The 17,794-nt window shown below is 69.9% G+C and carries 15 protein-coding genes; 14 read left to right on the plus strand and 1 reads right to left on the minus strand.

Annotated features, from left to right (window positions below; translation table 11 throughout):
- The first annotated feature begins 4 nt into the window (after nt 1–4).
- From ACWD3I_RS39620 to ACWD3I_RS39685, 14 genes are all read left to right on the plus strand, one after another.
- Nucleotides 5–562: a cupin domain-containing protein gene (locus tag ACWD3I_RS39620; protein WP_365395374.1), complete on the plus strand. Its 558-nt coding sequence runs from the start codon at nt 5–7 to the stop codon at nt 560–562.
- Between the two features lie 14 nt (nt 563–576).
- Nucleotides 577–1,728 (plus strand): DegT/DnrJ/EryC1/StrS family aminotransferase, encoded by a 1,152-nt coding sequence (locus ACWD3I_RS39625; protein ID WP_365395449.1) that lies wholly within the window; start codon nt 577–579, stop codon nt 1,726–1,728.
- A 122-nt stretch (nt 1,729–1,850) separates the two neighbouring features.
- Entirely contained in the window at nt 1,851–3,437 is a 1,587-nt protein-coding gene (locus ACWD3I_RS39630; protein WP_365395372.1) for a class I adenylate-forming enzyme family protein, read from the plus strand.
- A 40-nt stretch (nt 3,438–3,477) separates the two neighbouring features.
- Nucleotides 3,478–4,548 carry a methyltransferase gene (locus ACWD3I_RS39635; protein WP_365395369.1) on the plus strand — a complete coding sequence of 357 codons (1,071 nt, stop codon included), beginning with the start codon at nt 3,478–3,480 and terminating at the stop codon, nt 4,546–4,548.
- 50 nt (nt 4,549–4,598) lie between these two features.
- Nucleotides 4,599–5,255, plus strand: a complete 657-nt coding sequence (locus ACWD3I_RS39640; RefSeq protein WP_365395366.1) for an undecaprenyl diphosphate synthase family protein — start codon at nt 4,599–4,601, stop codon at nt 5,253–5,255.
- 74 nt (nt 5,256–5,329) lie between these two features.
- The gene (locus ACWD3I_RS39645; RefSeq protein WP_351689247.1) at nt 5,330–6,244 is read left to right on the plus strand and encodes an aromatic prenyltransferase; all 915 of its coding nucleotides are present in this window, start codon (nt 5,330–5,332) and stop codon (nt 6,242–6,244) included.
- 9 nt (nt 6,245–6,253) lie between these two features.
- Entirely contained in the window at nt 6,254–6,763 is a 510-nt protein-coding gene (locus ACWD3I_RS39650; RefSeq protein WP_365395363.1) for a TetR/AcrR family transcriptional regulator, read from the plus strand.
- On the plus strand, nt 6,764–7,699 hold the full coding sequence (locus tag ACWD3I_RS39655; protein ID WP_365395360.1) for an aromatic prenyltransferase: 936 nt from the start codon (nt 6,764–6,766) through the stop codon (nt 7,697–7,699). It abuts the gene before it with no gap.
- A gap of 91 nt (nt 7,700–7,790) precedes the next feature.
- Nucleotides 7,791–9,641, plus strand: coding sequence for a 1-deoxy-D-xylulose-5-phosphate synthase (locus ACWD3I_RS39660; protein ID WP_365395357.1), 1,851 nt, complete (start codon nt 7,791–7,793; stop codon nt 9,639–9,641).
- Between the two features lie 37 nt (nt 9,642–9,678).
- Nucleotides 9,679–10,836 (plus strand): flavodoxin-dependent (E)-4-hydroxy-3-methylbut-2-enyl-diphosphate synthase, encoded by a 1,158-nt coding sequence (gene ispG, locus ACWD3I_RS39665; RefSeq protein ID WP_365395354.1) that lies wholly within the window; start codon nt 9,679–9,681, stop codon nt 10,834–10,836.
- Nucleotides 10,837–11,051: 215 nt separating this feature from the next.
- The gene (locus tag ACWD3I_RS39670; protein WP_365395351.1) at nt 11,052–12,656 is read left to right on the plus strand and encodes a DUF6851 domain-containing protein; all 1,605 of its coding nucleotides are present in this window, start codon (nt 11,052–11,054) and stop codon (nt 12,654–12,656) included.
- A 132-nt stretch (nt 12,657–12,788) separates the two neighbouring features.
- A complete protein-coding gene (locus tag ACWD3I_RS39675; protein ID WP_365395348.1) occupies nt 12,789–14,303 on the plus strand; it encodes an MFS transporter in 1,515 nt (504 codons plus the stop codon).
- 253 nt (nt 14,304–14,556) lie between these two features.
- Nucleotides 14,557–15,648, plus strand: a complete 1,092-nt coding sequence (locus ACWD3I_RS39680) for an RNA polymerase sigma-70 factor (protein WP_365395345.1) — start codon at nt 14,557–14,559, stop codon at nt 15,646–15,648.
- 76 nt (nt 15,649–15,724) lie between these two features.
- Nucleotides 15,725–16,336, plus strand: a complete 612-nt coding sequence (locus ACWD3I_RS39685; RefSeq protein WP_365395342.1) for a sigma factor-like helix-turn-helix DNA-binding protein — start codon at nt 15,725–15,727, stop codon at nt 16,334–16,336.
- An 80-nt stretch (nt 16,337–16,416) separates the two neighbouring features.
- On the opposite strand, the gene ACWD3I_RS39690 is transcribed toward ACWD3I_RS39685, so the two are convergent.
- Nucleotides 16,417–17,691, minus strand: a complete 1,275-nt coding sequence (locus ACWD3I_RS39690) for an NAD(P)/FAD-dependent oxidoreductase (RefSeq protein WP_365395339.1) — start codon at nt 17,689–17,691, stop codon at nt 16,417–16,419.
- Nucleotides 17,692–17,794: the final 103 nt, after the last annotated feature.

The raw sequence follows: 17,794 nt of genomic DNA on the forward strand, positions 1-17,794 counted from the left end.
ACGCATGACCGGCCTCATACTCCCGCCCGGCCAGGGGCGAAAGCTCATCACCAAGGCGCAGGAAGTGACCTTCAAGGCCACCGAGGCGCACGGCTCGTCCATCTCGGTCTTCGAGGTGGTCGTGCCCCCCGGCTTCGACGTCGGGGCCCATGTCCACGGCGACGCCCAGGAGTTCTTCTACGTCCTGGAGGGCGAGCTGGAACTCCTGGCCTTCGAGCCGGTGGAGCGCACCGCGGAGAACTGGCACGAGTGGCGGTCGCCCGACGGGGACGAGGTCGTCCGGGCGACCGAGGGCGCCTTCATGTTCGTACCGCCCGGCACCCCGCACGCCTTCCGCAACGCCTCGGACAAACCGGCGCGGATGCTCTTCCAGTGCCTGCCGTCACCCGTCCACGAGCTCTATTTCGAGGAGATCGCCGAGATCTGGTCGGCCGGCGGAGCCATCGACCAGGAGGCCATCGAGGACATGCGCCGGCGTTACGACGTCAGCCAGATCACACCACTGCGCTACGACCCATCCACCCGCGCCGACGCCCAGTCGGCCACAGCGCGTAAGGCATAACGGAGATGACGACCATCGACAGCATTCCCCTGGTTCACGCGAGCCTGGGTGAGCGCGAACTGGCCGCTGTCGCCGAGGTGTTCGCCTCGGGCTGGCCGGCCGGCCAGGGACCGAAGGGCAAGGCCCTCGAGGCCGAGTTGAAGGAGCGCTACGGGGCCGGCGACGCGGTCGCGGTGAGCAACTGCGGCGCGGCCCTGCACCTGGCGATGCTCGCGTTCGGCGTCAAGCCGGGCGACGAGGTCATCGTCGCCGACTACACCTTCCCGGCGCCCGCCCACGCGGTGCGCTACGTCGGCGGGACCCCGGTCTTCGCCGATGTGCGCGCCGACACCGGGACCGTGGACCCGCAGGCGGTGGCCGCCCTGGTCACGCCGCGGACCGTGGGCATCATCGCCGTGGACGTCGTCGGTCTGCCGGCCGACTACACCGAACTCCAGGCGATCGCCGACCGGCACGGGCTGTTCCTCGTCGAGGACGCCGCGTGCGGGGTGGGCGCCACCTACCAGGGGCGGGAGGCGGGCTCGCTGGCCGAGGTGGCCTGTCTCTCCTTCCACGGACGCAAGGGCGCCACCAGCGGTGAGGGCGGGGCCCTGATCGCCACCGACCCGGCCATCGGCGCGAAGGCGCGGCAGCTGTCGTCGTTCGGCATCGGCAGCATCTTCGACATGGGGAAGGTCATCGGCCTGCCGATCCCGGAGTTCACCGAGATCGGCTACAACTTCAAGCTCTCCGACATCGCCGCGGCCATCCTCCGGGTGCAGCTGGGCCGGGTCGAGGAGCTGATGGAGCGCCGCAACACGGTCGCCGCCCGGTACGCCGAGCTCTTCGCCGACGAGGAGCTGCTGACGGTGCCGTACGTACCGTCCGACCGCACCCACTCGTGGCAGTCGTACCTGGTGACGCTGGACGCGAGCGTGGACCGTGCGGCCGTCGCCACCGATCTGCGCGCGCAGGGCATCGGCTGTCTGCACGGCACCTGGGCCAGCCATGTGCAGCCCGCGTTCGAGTCCAAGCAGGTGTGCCCGGTCTCCGCGGACCTCTTCCAGCGCAACCTCGGCATACCCATGCACGCCGAACTGACCATGGACCAGGTCGAGCGGGTCGCGCGCGTCCTGCGCACCGCCCTGCGCACCCACGCCCGCCCCGCCGGCCGGCGCGCGGCCTAGCGCACGGCACCACCGAGGGCCCCACCGGCGCCGGCCGCCGAGGCCCACCCGCACGGTCCCGGCGGCCCCGGCGCAGTGGCCGCCGATCCCAGCGAGAGCGTGCCCCTGAAGGAGACAGTCCCATGAAGGGCTCCACAGCCTACAAATCGATACAGAAGCGCGGTCTGCACATCGGCCTGCTGCCGGAGATGGCCGCCGCCGTGAACCCGCGCACGCCGATCACCCTCGACCACGACCTGGATGTCCTGCCCGAGGCGGGCCGGCGTCTGACGGTCGCCCAGTACGCCGACCACGTCGACGACCTGGCGGCCCGGCTGTGGGCGGCCGGTGTCCGGCCCGACGAGCGGGTCGTCATCTACAAGACCGCCAACGCCGACCACTGGATGCTCGCCGCCGCGATCTCCCGTATCGGCGCCGTCGTCGTCAACCTCTCGCCCGCGCTGGACGCCAGGACGGTCGCCGTGCTGCTGGAGCGTGTCGGGCAGCCGACGCTGCTCACCGACGGCACCAAGCTCGACGAACTCGCCGAGGTGCCGCTCGAGGACCTCACCCGGCGGGTCATCACCTCCGCCTTCGACCGACCCGGCGCCGTCTCGCTCACCGGACTCGCGGGCTCGCCCCGGGTCAAGCCGGTGGTGCGGCCGATCGACGAGGCCGCCGTCATCACCCACACCTCCGGTACGACGGGCATTCCCAAGCTCGTCGTGCACACCGCCCGCACTCAGGGCGTCCGCCTGGTGCCGCAGTGGCGGCTGCTGAAGGCGCTGCGCAAGCAGGAGACGGTCGCCATCCATGTGCCGTTCGTGCACTCGCGGATGGTCGCGGCGATGTCGCTGGCGCTGCTGCGGGAGTACCCGGTGCTGCTGCTGCGGGAGACCGACCCCGCCGAGGTCGCCGAGCAGTTCCTGGAGCACCGCCCGGTCCTCATCGAGGCGCTGCCCAACTCCCTCATGGAGTGGGAGCACCTGGCCGACGACCCGCGTGCCCCGTTCTCGTCGGTGAAGGTCTTCAGCTCCACCTTCGACGCCATCCACCCCGGCACCATGAGCAAGCTGCTCAAGGCGTCCGACCGGCGCGGCGCGCTGTTCTTCCAGATCTACGGGCAGAGCGAGGTCGGCCCGGCCGTCGGCCGCGCCTACTTCCGCAACTCCGCGCACAAGGCCAACGGCCGCTGCGTCGGCTGGCCCATGCCGCTCGGTGCCGCGCGGATCCGCGTGGTCAGCCGGGACGGCGGGACGCCCACCGAGCAGAACCCCGGCCGGATCGAGGTGGCCTGGCCGGGCATCGCCAAGACGTACTACGGCGAGCAGGAGCGCTACGACACCAACCGCGACGGTGAATGGTGGGGCACCGGCGACGTCGGCTACCGCACGAGGTTCGGCTGTCTGCACATGCTCGACCGGGAGGTCGACATGATTCCCGGCGTCAAGAGCTCCCTGGAGATCGAGGACGTCGTCCTCGGCAAGCTCGCCGAGCTGAGCGAGCTGGTCGTCGTCAAGGGCCCGAACTCCGAGGCGGTGCCGGTGATCTGCACCGTCGACGACCGGCCGGTGGACCTGGAGCGCTGGCGTGCGGCCGTCGCCGGCTTCCCGCAGCTGGCCGACCCGGTCCAGATCCCGCAGGCCGAACTGCCGCGGACGGCCACGCTGAAGGTGCAGCGGCTGGCGCTGGCCCGCCGGTTCGAGGAGCAGGAGGAACGGCGGACATGACGAGGACGACAACCGCCCACGACCGAAAAGGAGCACTGCAATGACGTCAGACACCACGCTTCGCCGCCTGCGCGAGTACATAGTCGGGCCGACGCGCTTCATGACCCTGCTGTCCGTGTTCGAGCTCGGCATCGTCGACCGGCTCCGCCAGACCCCGGACCTGACCGCCGCCGAGCTCGGCGAAGCCGTCGGTGCCAAGCCCGACGCCGTGGAGCAGCTGCTGTTCCTGCCGGTGAAGGAGGGATTCGTCGCCTACGACGAGGAGACCGCCCGCTACCGTCTGGGCGCCCTCGCCGATGTCCCCGAAGCCGACCTCGCGCGCGCCCGTGGGGTCATGCACCTGGTCAAGGTGACGACGCTGCGGCAGCTCTACTACCTCACCGAGTCCACGCGCACCGGCACGGTCGTGGGCCTGAAGGAGCTCTACGACGCCGAGGGCACCCTGTACGACGCGGCGACCGGCAACCAGGACCTGCACGACGCCTGGCTGAAGCCGATGAACACCGTCAGCGCCACCATCGACCCCTGGTTCTTCGGCAACATCGACGTCCCGGCCGGCGCCCAGGTGCTCGACGTGGCCGGCAACACCGGCCAGGGGGCGATCCACACCTACCGGCACAAGGCGTCCGAGGGCCTGAAGGTGACCACGTTCGACCTGCCGGAGAAGGAGGCCGAGGCGCTGGAGAACTTCCGGGCCGCAGGCCTGGAGGAGCACCTGTCCTTCATCGGCGGCAATGTCTTCGACACGATCCCCGAGGGGTTCGACGTCGTCATGGTCAAGCACTTCCTGGACATGTTCGACAAGGACGACGTGCTGCGGATCCTCAACGGCATCAGCGCCTCGCTGCGGCCCGGCGGTGAGATCCACGTCCTGGTGCCGGTGTATCCCGAGGACGTCACGGACACCGACAACTACAACGTCGACTTCTTCCCCGCCTTCTTCATCGGCGCCGCCATGGGCCAGGGCGGTCCGCAGAAGGTGTCGGTCTATCAGAGCCTGCTGGAGCAGGCCGGGTTCAAGGTGACGAGGACCCTCGTCCGGGACCCCGCCGACATCCCGCCGGACGTCATCCCCGTACAGGCCCTGCTGACCGCGACGAAGATCGCGTAAGGCCCGTCGGCCGCCCAGGCACGTCCCACAGGCAACGAAAGGAGAGCACGGTGACCACCCTGATGCTGCTGCCCGACGGTATGCGCCGTTGGTCCCAGAAGTACGGCGTTTCCCTCGACGACGGCTACGCGGCGATGTCGGAGAAGCTGATCGAAGTGATGGGCTGGGCCAAGGAGGAAGGCATCGACACGCTCTACGTCACCGCCTCCTCCGCCGCCAACCACAGCCGCCCCGAGGCGGCGGTGACCACGTTCATGGAGGCGTTCACCGACCTGGTGCGGCGCGTCCACGACACCGCCGAGTTCGACTTCTCCGGCTCGCTCGACCTGGTCTCCGACCGCTACCTCACCGAGCTGGAGGTCCTGCGGGACAAGTCGAACAAGGAGTCCGGGTTCACCCTGCACTACATCCTGGGGATGTCCCTCACCCGCGAGGTCATCGGCATCTTCAACCGTCTCAACGGGAAGATCCCGGAGCTGACCGAGGAGATCCTCGCCGCGAACGCGTATGTGCCCAAGCCGGTCGACCACCTCATCCGCACCGGCGGCGCCACCCGTATGTCGTCCTTCTTCCCGCTCACGTCGCCCTACGCGGAGCTCTACTTCTCCCCGGTGCTCTTCCCCGACATGACGCGAGCCGACTTCACCGCCGCCCTCGAGGACCTGCGCGGGCGCGACCGGCGCTTCGGCGGCTACCCCGCGGCCTGAACCGGCGACGGCGCCGCCACCCCCGTACGACAAGCGTGGAAGTTTGCCACTGTTCGACTCTGGAGGACGATCGAATGTCCAGGACTGCCGAAATAGAGAAGGTCTATTCGGCTCTTGAGGAATCGGCCCGGCTGGTCGGTGCGGTCTGCGCACGTGAGAAGGTCCTGCCCGTCCTCGACGCCTTCGGGGACGAACTCCCCGAAGCCATGATCGTGTTCGGTGTGCAGGCCGGCGTGAGCCATGTCGGAGAGCTCGACTACAGCTTCACCGTGCCCTCGACGCTCGCCGACCCCTACGCCCACGCGCTCGCGAAGGGGCTCACCACCGCCACCGACCACCCCGTCGGCTCGGTGCTCGCGGACATCCGTGAACGCTGGCCCATCACCGAGCACTTCGTCGACGCGGGCATCGTCGGCGGCTTCAAGAAGCTGTACGCGCACTTCCCCGACACCATGCAGAAGGTGCCGGACCTGGTCGCCGTACCGTCCATGCCCGACTCCGTCGCCGCGAACGCGGACGTCTTCGCCCGCCACGGCCTGGACCAGGTGGCGATGGTCGGCCTCGACTACCGGCACCGGACCGTCAGCCTGTACTTCCACTTCGGCCCCGACGGCCGCCCCGAGCCGGCCGCCATCGGCGCGTTCCTGCGCGAGATCGGCATGCCGCAGCCGGAGCAGCGGGTGCTGGAGTTCGCCCACCGTTCGCTGCGGGTCAACATCACCCTGGGCTGGGACAGCCCGGACATCCTGCGGGTCGCCTTCGCCCCGCCGCCGGTGCGCGGCCTGGACCCGGCGGCCATCCCCGGCCGGATGGGCCCGCACATCGAGAAGTTCGCCAGCCGGACCCCCCGCGTGTACGAGGGCGAGCAGGTCAACCTGTTCGCGGTCAAGTGGGTGCGCGGCGAGGAGTACTTGGAGATCTGCTCCTACTACCAGCTCTCCGCGCTCCAGCAGAAGCTGCTCGCCGCGGCCCCGCAGACACAGCGGTAGGCGACCTCCGTGTCCCTAACCACGGAAGGGACGAACACCGGTCCCACGAACCCGGCGGCCCAGACGAACACCGGTCCCACCGACCTGGCGGTCCAGGCGAACGCACTCTTCCAACAGGCGATCGCGGGGCCGCGCGAGCAGCTCGGCGAACGCCTCCTGCGGATGTCCCTGACGGCCTGGGAGAACCCCGCCCTGAGGCCGCAGCTGCTGCGGCGCATCAGCTCCGCCACCACCGGTGAGGAGGGCGCGGCCCAGCTGCGGGACCACTTCACCGCCCTGTTCGTCGACCGGGTGGGGGAGGTGGTCCAGGCGCCGCGGCTGCGGCTGAACGCGGTGGTCGCCCAGGTCGTGGGCCTGATCATGCTGCGCTATGTGATGCGGATGGAGCCGATCGCGTCGGTGTCCGTGGACGCACTCGTCGAGACCTTCGCCCCGACGATCCAGCGCCATCTGGACGCGTCCCAGGACCTGTCCGGCCCGGGCCACCCACCGTCGATTCCTCAGATCCCAGGAGATTGAATGTCAGCCGCACCCGCCGCCGCAGACTCGCCCGCGCTCGCCGCGGAGAAGCTCTATTCGGCCATCGAGGAAACCGCCGGACTGCTGGAGGTGACCTTCGCCCGCGACACGGTCTGGCCGATCGTGACCACGTTTCAGGACAACCTCGCCAAGGCGGCGATCCTCTTCCGCGCGGCGACCGACAAGCGCCACGCGGGCGAGCTCAACCTGCACCTGATGATGTTGCCGGGCGACGTCGACCCCTATGCCCTGCTGCGCTCCGAGGGCCTGGCCGAGCAGACCGACCACCCCTCCGGCACCCTCCTCGCGGAGGTCGCCGAGCGCTTCCCCATCGACAGCTACGGCATCGACTTCGGGATCGTCGGCGGCTTCCAGAAGACGTGGTCGTGTTTCCCCACGAACGACATGCAGAGTCTGAAGGAGATCGCCGAACTGCCCTCCGCGCCGCGCGCCGTCGCCGAGAACCTCGACTTCTTCGCCCGCTACGGCCTCGACAAGAACGTCACCCTCGTCGGGATCGACTACGTGCACCGCACGATGAACCTGTACTTCGGCGAGGTCGAGGAACTGCTGAAGCCGGACAACGTCCACGCGATGCTGCGCGACCTCGACATGCCGCAGCCCAGCGAGCAGCTGCTCCACTTCGCCCAGCGGTCCTTCGGCTTCTACGCCACCCTCAGCTGGGACTCCCCGAAGATCCAGCGGTTCTGCTACGCGGCGATCGCCGTCGATCCCACGACCGTCCTCGCGCAGGTCGAGCCCGAGATCGAGCACTTCCTGAAGACCGTGCCCTACGGCCATGACGACCCCAAGGCCATCTACGCCGCCCTCTCCCCGAAGGACGGAGGGGAGTACTACAAGATCCAGTCCTACTACCAGTGGCGGCCCCGGCTGACCAGCCATATGCACGCCACCGTGTCCGACTCCGGCGAGTAGCCGCGTTTCCCGGTCCCGCCATCCGGCCAGCCCACTGGCCTTCCCCACCGGTCATTCCTATCGATTCGGACTCAACGCTGAGGAGCCGTTCATGGGCCTTCTTGAGAAGATCACATGTCCACAAGACGTGCGGAGGCTGGAACCCTCCCAGCTGCCCGGCATCGCGGCCGAGATCCGTGACTTCCTGGTGGCCACGGTCTCCAGGACGGGAGGCCATATCGGCCCGAACCTCGGGGTCGTCGAACTGACCCTGGCCCTGCACCGGGTGTTCGAATCGCCGAAGGACCGGCTGCTGTTCGACACCGGCCACCAGACCTATGTCCACAAGCTGCTCACCGGACGCCGTGCCGGCTTCGACAAGCTGCGCCAGCGCGGCGGGCTGTCCGGATACCCGAGCCGGGCCGAGTCCGAGCACGATGTCATCGAGAACTCCCACGCCTCCACCGCGCTCTCCTACGCCGACGGACTGGCCAAAGCCAACCGGCTGCGCGGCGACGACGGCCAGGTCGTCGCCGTCATCGGCGACGGCGCACTGACCGGAGGCATGGCCTGGGAGGCCCTGAACAACATCGCCGGCCGCCAGGACCAGCCGATGGTGATCGTCCTCAACGACAACGGCCGCTCCTACTCGCCCACCATCGGCGGCTTCGCCAGCCATCTGGCCTCCCTGCGCGGCGAGACGGACCCGGCCGCGCCCGACGGCAGCCCGGCCCCGGCGCCGCGGGCGATGTTCGAGGGCCTGGGCCTCGCCTACCTCGGCCCGGTCGACGGACACGACGTGGCCGCTCTGGAGGCGGCCCTCGGCACCGCACGCGGACTCGGACGCCCGGTGGTGGTGCACTGCATCACCAAGAAGGGGTACGGCTACGCGCCCGCGGAGAACCACGCCGAGGACTGCTTCCACGGCCCCGGCGCCTTCGACCCGCTGACCGGCACCTCGCTGGCGGCCCCCACCACCTCCTGGACCGACGTGTTCGGCGACGAGCTGGTGAAGATCGGCACCGAGCGCTCCGATGTCGTCGCCCTGACCGCCGCCATGCTGCACCCGACCGGCCTCGCCGAGTTCGCCGAGGCCTACCCCGAGCGCGTCTTCGACGTCGGCATCGCCGAACAGCACGCGGTGACCTGCGCGGCCGGCCTCGCACTGGGCGGACTGCACCCGGTGGTCGCGGTGTACGCCACCTTCCTCAACCGCGCCTTCGACCAGGTCCTGATGGACGTCGCGCTGCACCGCCTGCCGGTCACCTTCGCCCTCGACCGGGCCGGCGTCACCGGCAGTGACGGCGCCAGCCACAACGGCATGTGGGACATGTCGATGCTGTACCCGGTGCCCGGCCTGCGCATCGCCGCCCCTCGCGACGGCGCCCGCCTGCGCGAGCTGCTGCGGGAGGCCGTGGACGTCGGAGACGGGCCCAGCGTCATCCGCTACCCCAAGGGCGGAGCGACCGCGGACCTGGAGGCCGTCGGCAGACTCGGCGGCATGGATGTACTCTCCCGCTGCCCGGGCCTGGAGCAGTCCCCCTACGGCGTCGAGGACGTCCTGCTGATCGGTGTCGGCTCCCTGGCCGGGACGTGCGTGGACGCCGGACGGCTCATCGCCGCCCAGGGCCTCGGCGTCACGGTCGTCGACCCCCGGTGGGCCAAGCCCTTGGACCCCGCCCTCGTCGACGCCGCCCGCCGGCACCGTCTGGTGGCGGTCGTCGAGGACAACGGCCGGGTCGGCGCCGTCGGCGACGCGGTCGCACGGATGCTGCGTGACGCGGACGTCGACACACCGGTGCGGACGTTCGGCATTCCGCCGGAGTTCCTCCAGCACGCCGGCCGGCCCGAGATCCTCGCCGACCTCGGACTCACCGCCCAGGGCCTCGCCCGCACCCTCACCCACCTGTTCCACAGCGCCGCCGTCGACAGCGGTCTGCGCTCCCTGCCCCTGCACGCATGACCTTCAAGCGCCCCCCGCGATGAAAGGAGACGCTCCCGTGCCGAACGTAGATCTGGGCGTGCCGCAGTTCCCCCGGCGGCCGATTGCACCACGGCGCCGCTCCCGCCCGATCAAGGTGGGGGCGGTCGGAGTCGGCGGGGACCACCCCGTGTCGGTGCAGTCGATGACCACCACCGTGACATCGGACGTGAACGCCACCCTCCAGCAGATAGCCCAACTCACCGCAGCCGGCTGCCAGATCGTCCGCGTCGCCGTGCCTTCCCAGGACGACGCCGACGCCCTGCCCCTGATCGCCCGCAAGTCGCAGATCCCGGTCATCGCCGACATCCACTTCCAGCCCAAGTACGTCTTCGCGGCGATCGACGCCGGCTGCGCGGCGGTACGCGTCAACCCGGGCAACATCAAGAAGTTCGACGACCGCATCGGCGACATCGCCAAGGCCGCCTCCGACGCCGCCATCCCCATCCGTATCGGCGTCAACGCCGGCTCCCTCGACAAACGGCTGCTCGCCAAGTACGGCAAGGCCACCCCCGAGGCGCTGGTGGAGTCCGCGCTGTGGGAGGCCTCGCTGTTCGAGGAGCACGGCTTCGGCGACGTCAAGATCTCCGTCAAGCACAACGACCCGGTCGTCATGATCGAGGCCTACCGGCAGCTCGCCGCCGCCTGTGACTACCCCCTGCACCTGGGGGTCACCGAGGCCGGCCCCACCTTCCAGGGCACCATCAAGTCCGCCGTGGCCTTCGGGGCGCTGCTCGCCGAGGGTATCGGCGACACCCTGCGGGTCTCGCTGTCCGCCGCCCCGGTGGAGGAGGTCAAGGTCGGCATCAAGATCCTTGAGTCCCTCGGCCTGCGCGAGCGCGGCCTGGAGATCGTCTCCTGCCCGTCGTGCGGGCGCGCCCAGGTGGACGTGTACAAGCTGGCCGACGAGGTCAACGCCGCCCTGGAGGGCTTCCCCGCTCCGCTGCGGGTGGCGGTCATGGGCTGCGTCGTCAACGGACCCGGCGAGGCCCGCGAGGCGGACCTGGGCGTGGCGTCCGGCAACGGCAAGGGCCAGATCTTCGTCCGCGGCGAGGTCGTCAAGACGGTGCCCGAGTCACAGATCGTCGAGACGCTCATCGAGGAGGCCATGCGGCTCGCCGAGGAGATGGGAATCGACCCCCTCGCCGTCGATGACGCCGCACGGCAGGTGGCCTGAGTCATCCGGACGTCGTCCAGGATCACCCTCGCGCTCCTTGAACTCCCCTTGAGGACAAGGGGAGTTGGTGGACACGCAGAGGTGCGGTTCCTAGCGTGGTCGTCGCTGGACACGAGGCAGGGGGCACGTGGGCAGGCGGGGCCTGGGGCTCCGAGGAGTGATCCGGCCCTCCCCGTGGACGGACATTCCCTTGTGACGACCTAAGGAACACCACCATGACGACGTCCGGACGTTCCCCTGTCTCCGATTTCTCCTCGAAGCGCAGGTCGCTGCTGGTCGGCACCGCCTCGACCGCGGCGCTGGCCACCGTGGGCGGCACCGGCAAGGCCGCGGCCGCCGACGGGAAGACCGAGACGGCACAGACGGCGACGCCGGCCGCCGAGCCGGCCGCCACGGCGACCGCGGCACAGCCCGGCTTCGACCTCGACAACGGCAACTTCTACCGGGACCTGCTCGGCGCGGCCGGCGACTCCTCCGGGGCCACCCAGAGCATCGCCCCCACGGACATCCCGCTCATCATCTGGATCGAAGACATCATGCAGACGGCGTGGTTCGACGCGCTCGCGCCCTACCACCCCACCGCCATCGGCGTGCACTCCCGCATCGCCCGCCGCCCCGCGTCCGAGGCGGCCACCAACCGCAACAAGAACATCGCCGCCCTGCACGCCGCGAACATGGCCGTGAAGGCCCTGTATCCGGAGCGGGCCCCGATCATGCGGCAGGTCCTCGCCATGGTCGGCCTGAACGCCGACGACGACTCCACCGACACCACCACCGCTGTCGGCATCGGCAACACCGCCGCCAAGGCCGTGCTCGAGTCCCGGATGCGCGACGGCATGAACTTCCTCGGCGACCAGGGCCGTAAGTACCACGGACAGCCCTACGCCGACTACACCGGCTACGAGCCGGTCAACACCGCCTACGAGCTGTCCGACCCCTCGCGCTGGCAGCCCGCGCTCACCACGCACCGCCGCCGCGCCGGCGGCGGCCCCGGCGACCAGGGCGTCTTCGCCGCCCAGCAGTTCCTCACCCCGCACCTGGGCCGGGTCAGCGCCCACACCTTCCGCGACGCGGGCCGCCTCAAGCTCGCCCGGCCCGGCCACACCGACCACACCGACCGCGCCTACCGGCACGCGGTGGACGAGATCCTCCAGGCGTCGGCCGGACTGACCGACGAGCACAAGGTGAAGGCGGAGTTCTTCGACAACGCCTACCAGGGCGTCCTGCAGTCCACGAAGTACGCGGCCCTCGCCCACAACGCCGACCTGGACCTGGACGGCTGGATCCACCTGCTGTTCACCAGCTCCGTCGCCAAGTTCGACAGCTTGATCGCCGCCTGGCACCACAAGCGCGAGTACGACGCCGTACGACCCTTCAGCGCCGTCCGGCACACCTACGGCAGCCGCCCCGTCACCGCCTGGGGCGGAGCGGGCAAGGGCACCGTCAGCGACCTGCCCGCCGACGAGTGGACCAGCTACCTGCCCGTGTCGAACCACCCCGACTACCCGTGCGGCACCACCACCGTCATCGCCGCCGAGGCCCAGGCGGCCCGCCGCTTCTTCGGCGACGACGTCCTGAACTGGACCGTCAAGGCCGCCGCCGGCTCCTCGGTGACCGAGCCCGGGGCCGTCCCCGCCAAGGACGTCGAACTGCACTACGCCACCTGGTCCGACTTCGAGAAGGACTGCGCCCGCAGCCGGGTATGGGCCGGCCTGCACTTCAGGAAGACCGCCGAGCGGTCCCTGGAGTTCGGCACCCAGTTCGGCGACCGCGCCTACGAATTCGTGCAGCGCCACATCAACGGTGACGTCGAGGACTGATCCCGACCACGGCGGCGGGCCTCCTCCCCCTTCGGGGCCCGCCGCCGAAATCCGTGCGGCCGCGATGTCACAGAACGGCCGCCGAGATCGTCCCAAGGGTGACGGCTCGAGTTCTTTCGATGGGAGAAGTTCATGGCAACACCCAAGGCAGCCCCCGCGCCCGGGCCGAGTGCACCCGCGGCCGACCCCCGGCGGTGGCTGGTCCTCGCGGTCATCTGCACCGCCTACACCATGGTGGGCCTCGACCTGACAGTGATGAACCTCGCGCTGCCGTCGGCGCAGTCCGACCTCGGCTTCAGCGACGCCGACCGGCAGTGGATCGTCACCGCCTACGCGCTGCCCTTCGGCAGCCTGCTGCTGTTCTGCGGGCGGTTGTCCGACCTGATCGGCCGCAAGGAGAGCTTCCTGGGCGGCGTGGCCGGCTTCGTCGTCGCCTCCGCCGTCGGCGGTGCCGCGAACAGCTTCGGCATGCTGGTGACGGCCCGCGCCTTCCAGGGCGCCTTCGCCGCGATGCTGGCTCCGGCCGTCCTGGCCCTGGTGGCCACCACGTTCACCGACCCCCAGGAGAAGGGCAAGGCCTTCGGCATCTTCAGCGCCGTCGCCTCCAGCGGCGCCGCCCTCGGCCTGATCGTCGGCGGTGCGCTCACCAGCGCCCTCGACTGGCGCTGGTGCATGTACATCAACCTGCTCATCGGTGGTGCCGCCCTCGTCGGCGGCCAGATGTGGATGACCAAGCAGCCCAGGACGGGCGCCCGCATGGACATCCCCGGCGTGCTGCTCGCCTCCGCGGGCATGTTCTGCGTGGTCTACGGCTTCTCCAACGCCGCCGAGGACAGCTGGAGCGCCCCCACCACATGGGGTCTCCTCCTCGCTGGTGCCGTGCTGCTGGCCGCCTTCGCCGGCTGGCAGGCACGCGCCCAGAACCCGCTGCTGCCGCCCCGCATCGTGCTCGACCGCAACCGCGGCGGCGCCTACCTGACGGTGCTGTTCGTCGGCATGGGCCTGTTCGGCGTCATGCTGTTCCTCATCTACTTCATGCAGCACAACCTGGGCTACTCGGCCATCAGCTCGGGTGTCGCACTGCTGCCGATGATCGTGTTCACCACCGTCGCGGCCAGCGTCGGCGCTGTGAAGCTGCTGCCGAAGCACGGACCCAAGCCGCTGATCACCATCGGCATGGTGCTCAACGCGGTCGGCATGGCCTGGCTCACCATGATCGACACGGACTCCACGTACGCGGCGGACCTGCTCGGCCCGCTCCTCGCCATCGGGTTCGGCATGGGCCTGGTCTACTCCGCGGCCGCCCGCACCGGCACCTCCGGTGTGGCCCCGCACGAGGCGGGCATCGCCTCGGCGTGCATCAACACCGGCCAGCAGATCGGCGGCGCCGTCGGTACCGCGCTGCTCAACACCATCGCCGCCACCGCCGGCGCCAACTGGCTGGAGGACCACGCGCAGGGCCGGCCGACGGCCGACCAGATCGGCCTCGCCGCGATCGAGGGCTACATCACGGTGTTCTGGTGGTGCGCCGCCATCTTCGCCTTCGGCGCCGTCCTCGTCGGCCTGCTGATGCGCTCCGGCCCGCTGCCCGTACCCGCGGCCCCCGGCCAGCAGCCTGCCGAACAGACCAAGCCGGCACACTCCTGACCCCGGCCTGCCCGGCCCCCCGGTGCAGGCCGCCCAGACCAGCGGGGAGCGGTGGTTCATTCCCCCGTCCCGCCGCCCCCCGCTTTCCTTGGCCGCCTGCTCTGCTCACCGGCCACCCCTGTCCCCCCATCCCTGACCACCCCCACCTCCCGATCCCTCTCCGACCACTCCCCTGCTTCCCCCACTCCTCCGGCACTGCCCCATCACGCCTCGTGCCCGTGTCACACCTGAGCGGGCCGGCTCGTCCTAGGTTATGAAGGCGCTGGAGGGCACGACCGAGGAGGATCCGCTGAATCCGCAAGAGGAGACGACGGCGCGCGGAACGGCGCAGACGGTCCGGCCCCCGCACAAGACGGTCGGCGGCCCCGACGGCACCCCGGCCCGTGCCATCGAACGCCCCGCCCATGACGGCGACACCGCCCCCACCCGGACCGAAGAGTTCGAGGCGCTGCGCCCCCTGCTGTTCTCGATCGCCTACCGCCTCCTGGGCAGCGTCAGCGAGGCCGAGGACGCGGTCCAGGAGACCTGGCTGCGCTACGAGACCAGTCCCACCCGTCCCGTGTCCGTCAAGGCGTTCCTGTCGGCCACGGTCACCCGCCTGTCGATCGACGTCCTGCGCTCGGCACGCGTACGGCGCGAGGAGTACGTCGGCAACTGGTTCCCCGAACCCCTGCTGACCGACCCCTACGAGGACCCGGCACGCTCCGCGGAACTCGCCGACTCGATCTCCATGGCCGCCCTGCTCCTGCTGGAGCGGCTGTCCCCGCTCGAACGCGCTGTCTTCGTCCTGCGCGAGGTGTTCACCTTCGGCTTCCCGGAGATCGCCTCGGCGGTGGGCCGCTCCGAGGCCGCCTGCCGACAGCTCGCGGTACGCGCCCGCCGGCACATGGACGAGGGCCGCCCCCGCTTCGAGGCCGACCGCCAGGAGCGGCAGGAACTCGCCGAGCGGTTCTTCGACGCCCTCAAGGGCGGAGACGTGGCGGGACTGCGTGAACTGCTCGCCTCGGACGTGCAGCTGGTCGGCGACAGCGGCGGCAAGGTCCCGCAGTTCGCCCGCCCCGTCTCCGGTGTCGACAACGCGTCCCGGCTGCTGTCGTCGTTCATCGCCATGCTGATGCGGGTCGACGCGACGGTCGAGCCGCACCAGGTCAACGGCCAGCCCGGCGCGATCTTCCGCGACCGCGACGGCAAGGTGCTCAACACCTGGGCGCTCGATGTGCTCGACGGGCAGATCCAGACGATCCGCTCGGTCAGCAACCCGGACAAGCTGACCCACCTCGGACCGGTCGCCGACGCCTGGGCCGTCAACCGTGAGGCCAACCAGGTGCGGAGGTCCACGTCCTGACACTCCCTAGGCCACCGCGTCCCGGCAGAGCCCAGGCAGTGGTACCCCAACGGACGCGGTACAAGGGAGGGCACCCGTGAGCCGGAGCGAGGAATTCGAAAAGGCACGGACCTCCCTCTTCTCGATCGCCCATCGCATCCTGGGCAGCGAGGCCGAGGCCGAGGCCGAGCAGGCGGTGCAGGAGACCTGGCTGCGTTATGCGGCCGAAACCGTGGCGCCCGCCTCGCCCGAGAAGTATCTGATGGCCGAGGTCGCCCGGATCGCGATGCGTCGGCTCGTCCGGCCGCGGCCCGGGGGGCCGACGGCGGCCGTGGCGCTGCTGGAGCAGCTGTCCCCGCTGGAACGCGCGGTGTTCGTGCTGAGCGAGATCTTCGGCTGTGACGTGTCGGAGATCGCCTCGGCGGTGGGGTGCTCGGAGGCGGCCTGTCGCCGCCTGGCCGGTGCCGTGTCCCTGATGTGCGAGCCCGTGCCCTGGCCGAGGCGCATCGAGGGAGCGGAACTGGTGGCCAGGACCCTCGCCGCGATCGTCCCGGCGCTGCTGCGGATCGGAGTCACGCTGGAGCAGCAGGAGATCAGCCGCAGTCCCGGCGCGGTCTTCCGTGACCGTGAGGGCAGGGCCCTCAGCTCCCTCGCGCTCGACTTCCTCGACGGGCGGATCCACTCGATCCGCTGGCTGACCCGTACCTAGAGCAGGACGTGAGACAGGACAGGAAAAAGGGTGCGCGGCAGCCGCGGTGCCGGAACACCGCGGCTGCCGCGCACCCGCTGTCACTCGCCGGCGGCCGACTCGGCGTTGTCCGCGATCAGGTCGTCGAAGTTCAGGTTGAACAGGGCGTGGTTCCCGGTGAGACCGGAGACCAGCTTCACGAAGTCGACCTGGGCGTCGTTCTGCTTGTCGGGGTCGGTGAGTTCCTGCGCCAGGTTGAAGTAGAAACCCTTCGTCTTCGACCGGTCGTAGAACTGCTCCACGAAAATGCGGATGTCGTTGAAGAAGTCGCTGTACGCGGTGGCGTACCGGTCGAGCGCCTTCTCCTCGATCTGCGGGTGCTCGACGATCGAGTCGACGACCTTCGACAGCGCGCTGCCGGCCATGGTCGCGAGTGCGACACCGGTGGAGAACAGCGGGTCCACGAAGGCGGCGGCGTCGCCGACCAGCACCCAGCCGTTCCCGTAGAAGCGCTCATTGGTGTACGACCAGTCGCGCGCCGAACGGAATCCGGCGGTCTGGTGAGCGTCCTTGAGGAGTTCCTTCAGCTTGCTGGTCTGCGCCACCTCGGACTCGAAGAGCTCCTCGAGAGCCTTGTCGGACGCCTTCGCGGTGGCCGAACGCGTCACATAACCGACGCTGAAGACGCCCTTGTCGAGCGGGATTCCCCAGAACCAGCCGTCCTTGACGCCTTCGATGAGGATGTTGCTCCACTCGTCGCCGGGCAGCCGGTGGCAGCCGTCGAAGTAGGTCCACACGGCCACGTTCTGCAGCTTGTCGTGCCAGTTGACCTCGGAGTACTTGCGGCCGATGACCCGGGCCTGCCCGGAGGCGTCGATCACCAGGGACGCGTTGGCCTGCTGGACGCCGTCGAGACCGCGCACGGCGAACTTGACGCCGACGACGCGGCCGTCCTCCTCGATGGTGTCCTTCACCGTCGCCTCTTCCACGACGGTGGCACCCAGCTCGCGGGCCCGGTCCAGAATCATCGTGTCCAGGTCGGCGCGGCGCGTGTGGAACGCGTACGGAATACGCCCACCCGTGCTGAACTCGAAGTTCCACGGCACCTGGTTGTTGCCCCAGACCAGAGTGCCGCCGTACTTCCGCTCGAATCCACGCGCCTCCATGCGCTCGGTCAGACCGAGCTCCTCCATGGGGATCATGAATCCGGGAATGAGCGACTCCCCGACGTGGTAACGGGGGAACCGCTCCCGGTCGAGGACGAGGACGCGGCGCCCGCGCTGGGCGAGCAGCGCCGCGGTGGTCGCACCGGCGGGCCCGCCGCCGATGACGACGACGTCAAAGTCGTCAGAGATACCGAACAGGCTGGGCGACATGCGCTACCTTCCGCAGATCCGACATTCGCGCGTCACGTGCGGACAGGAATCCCCCGCTGTCGCAAAGCGCGCTCACGGATCAGCGTGCAGGTGCCGATCAGGC

This window comes from Streptomyces sp. NPDC002817 (genome assembly GCF_053592055.1).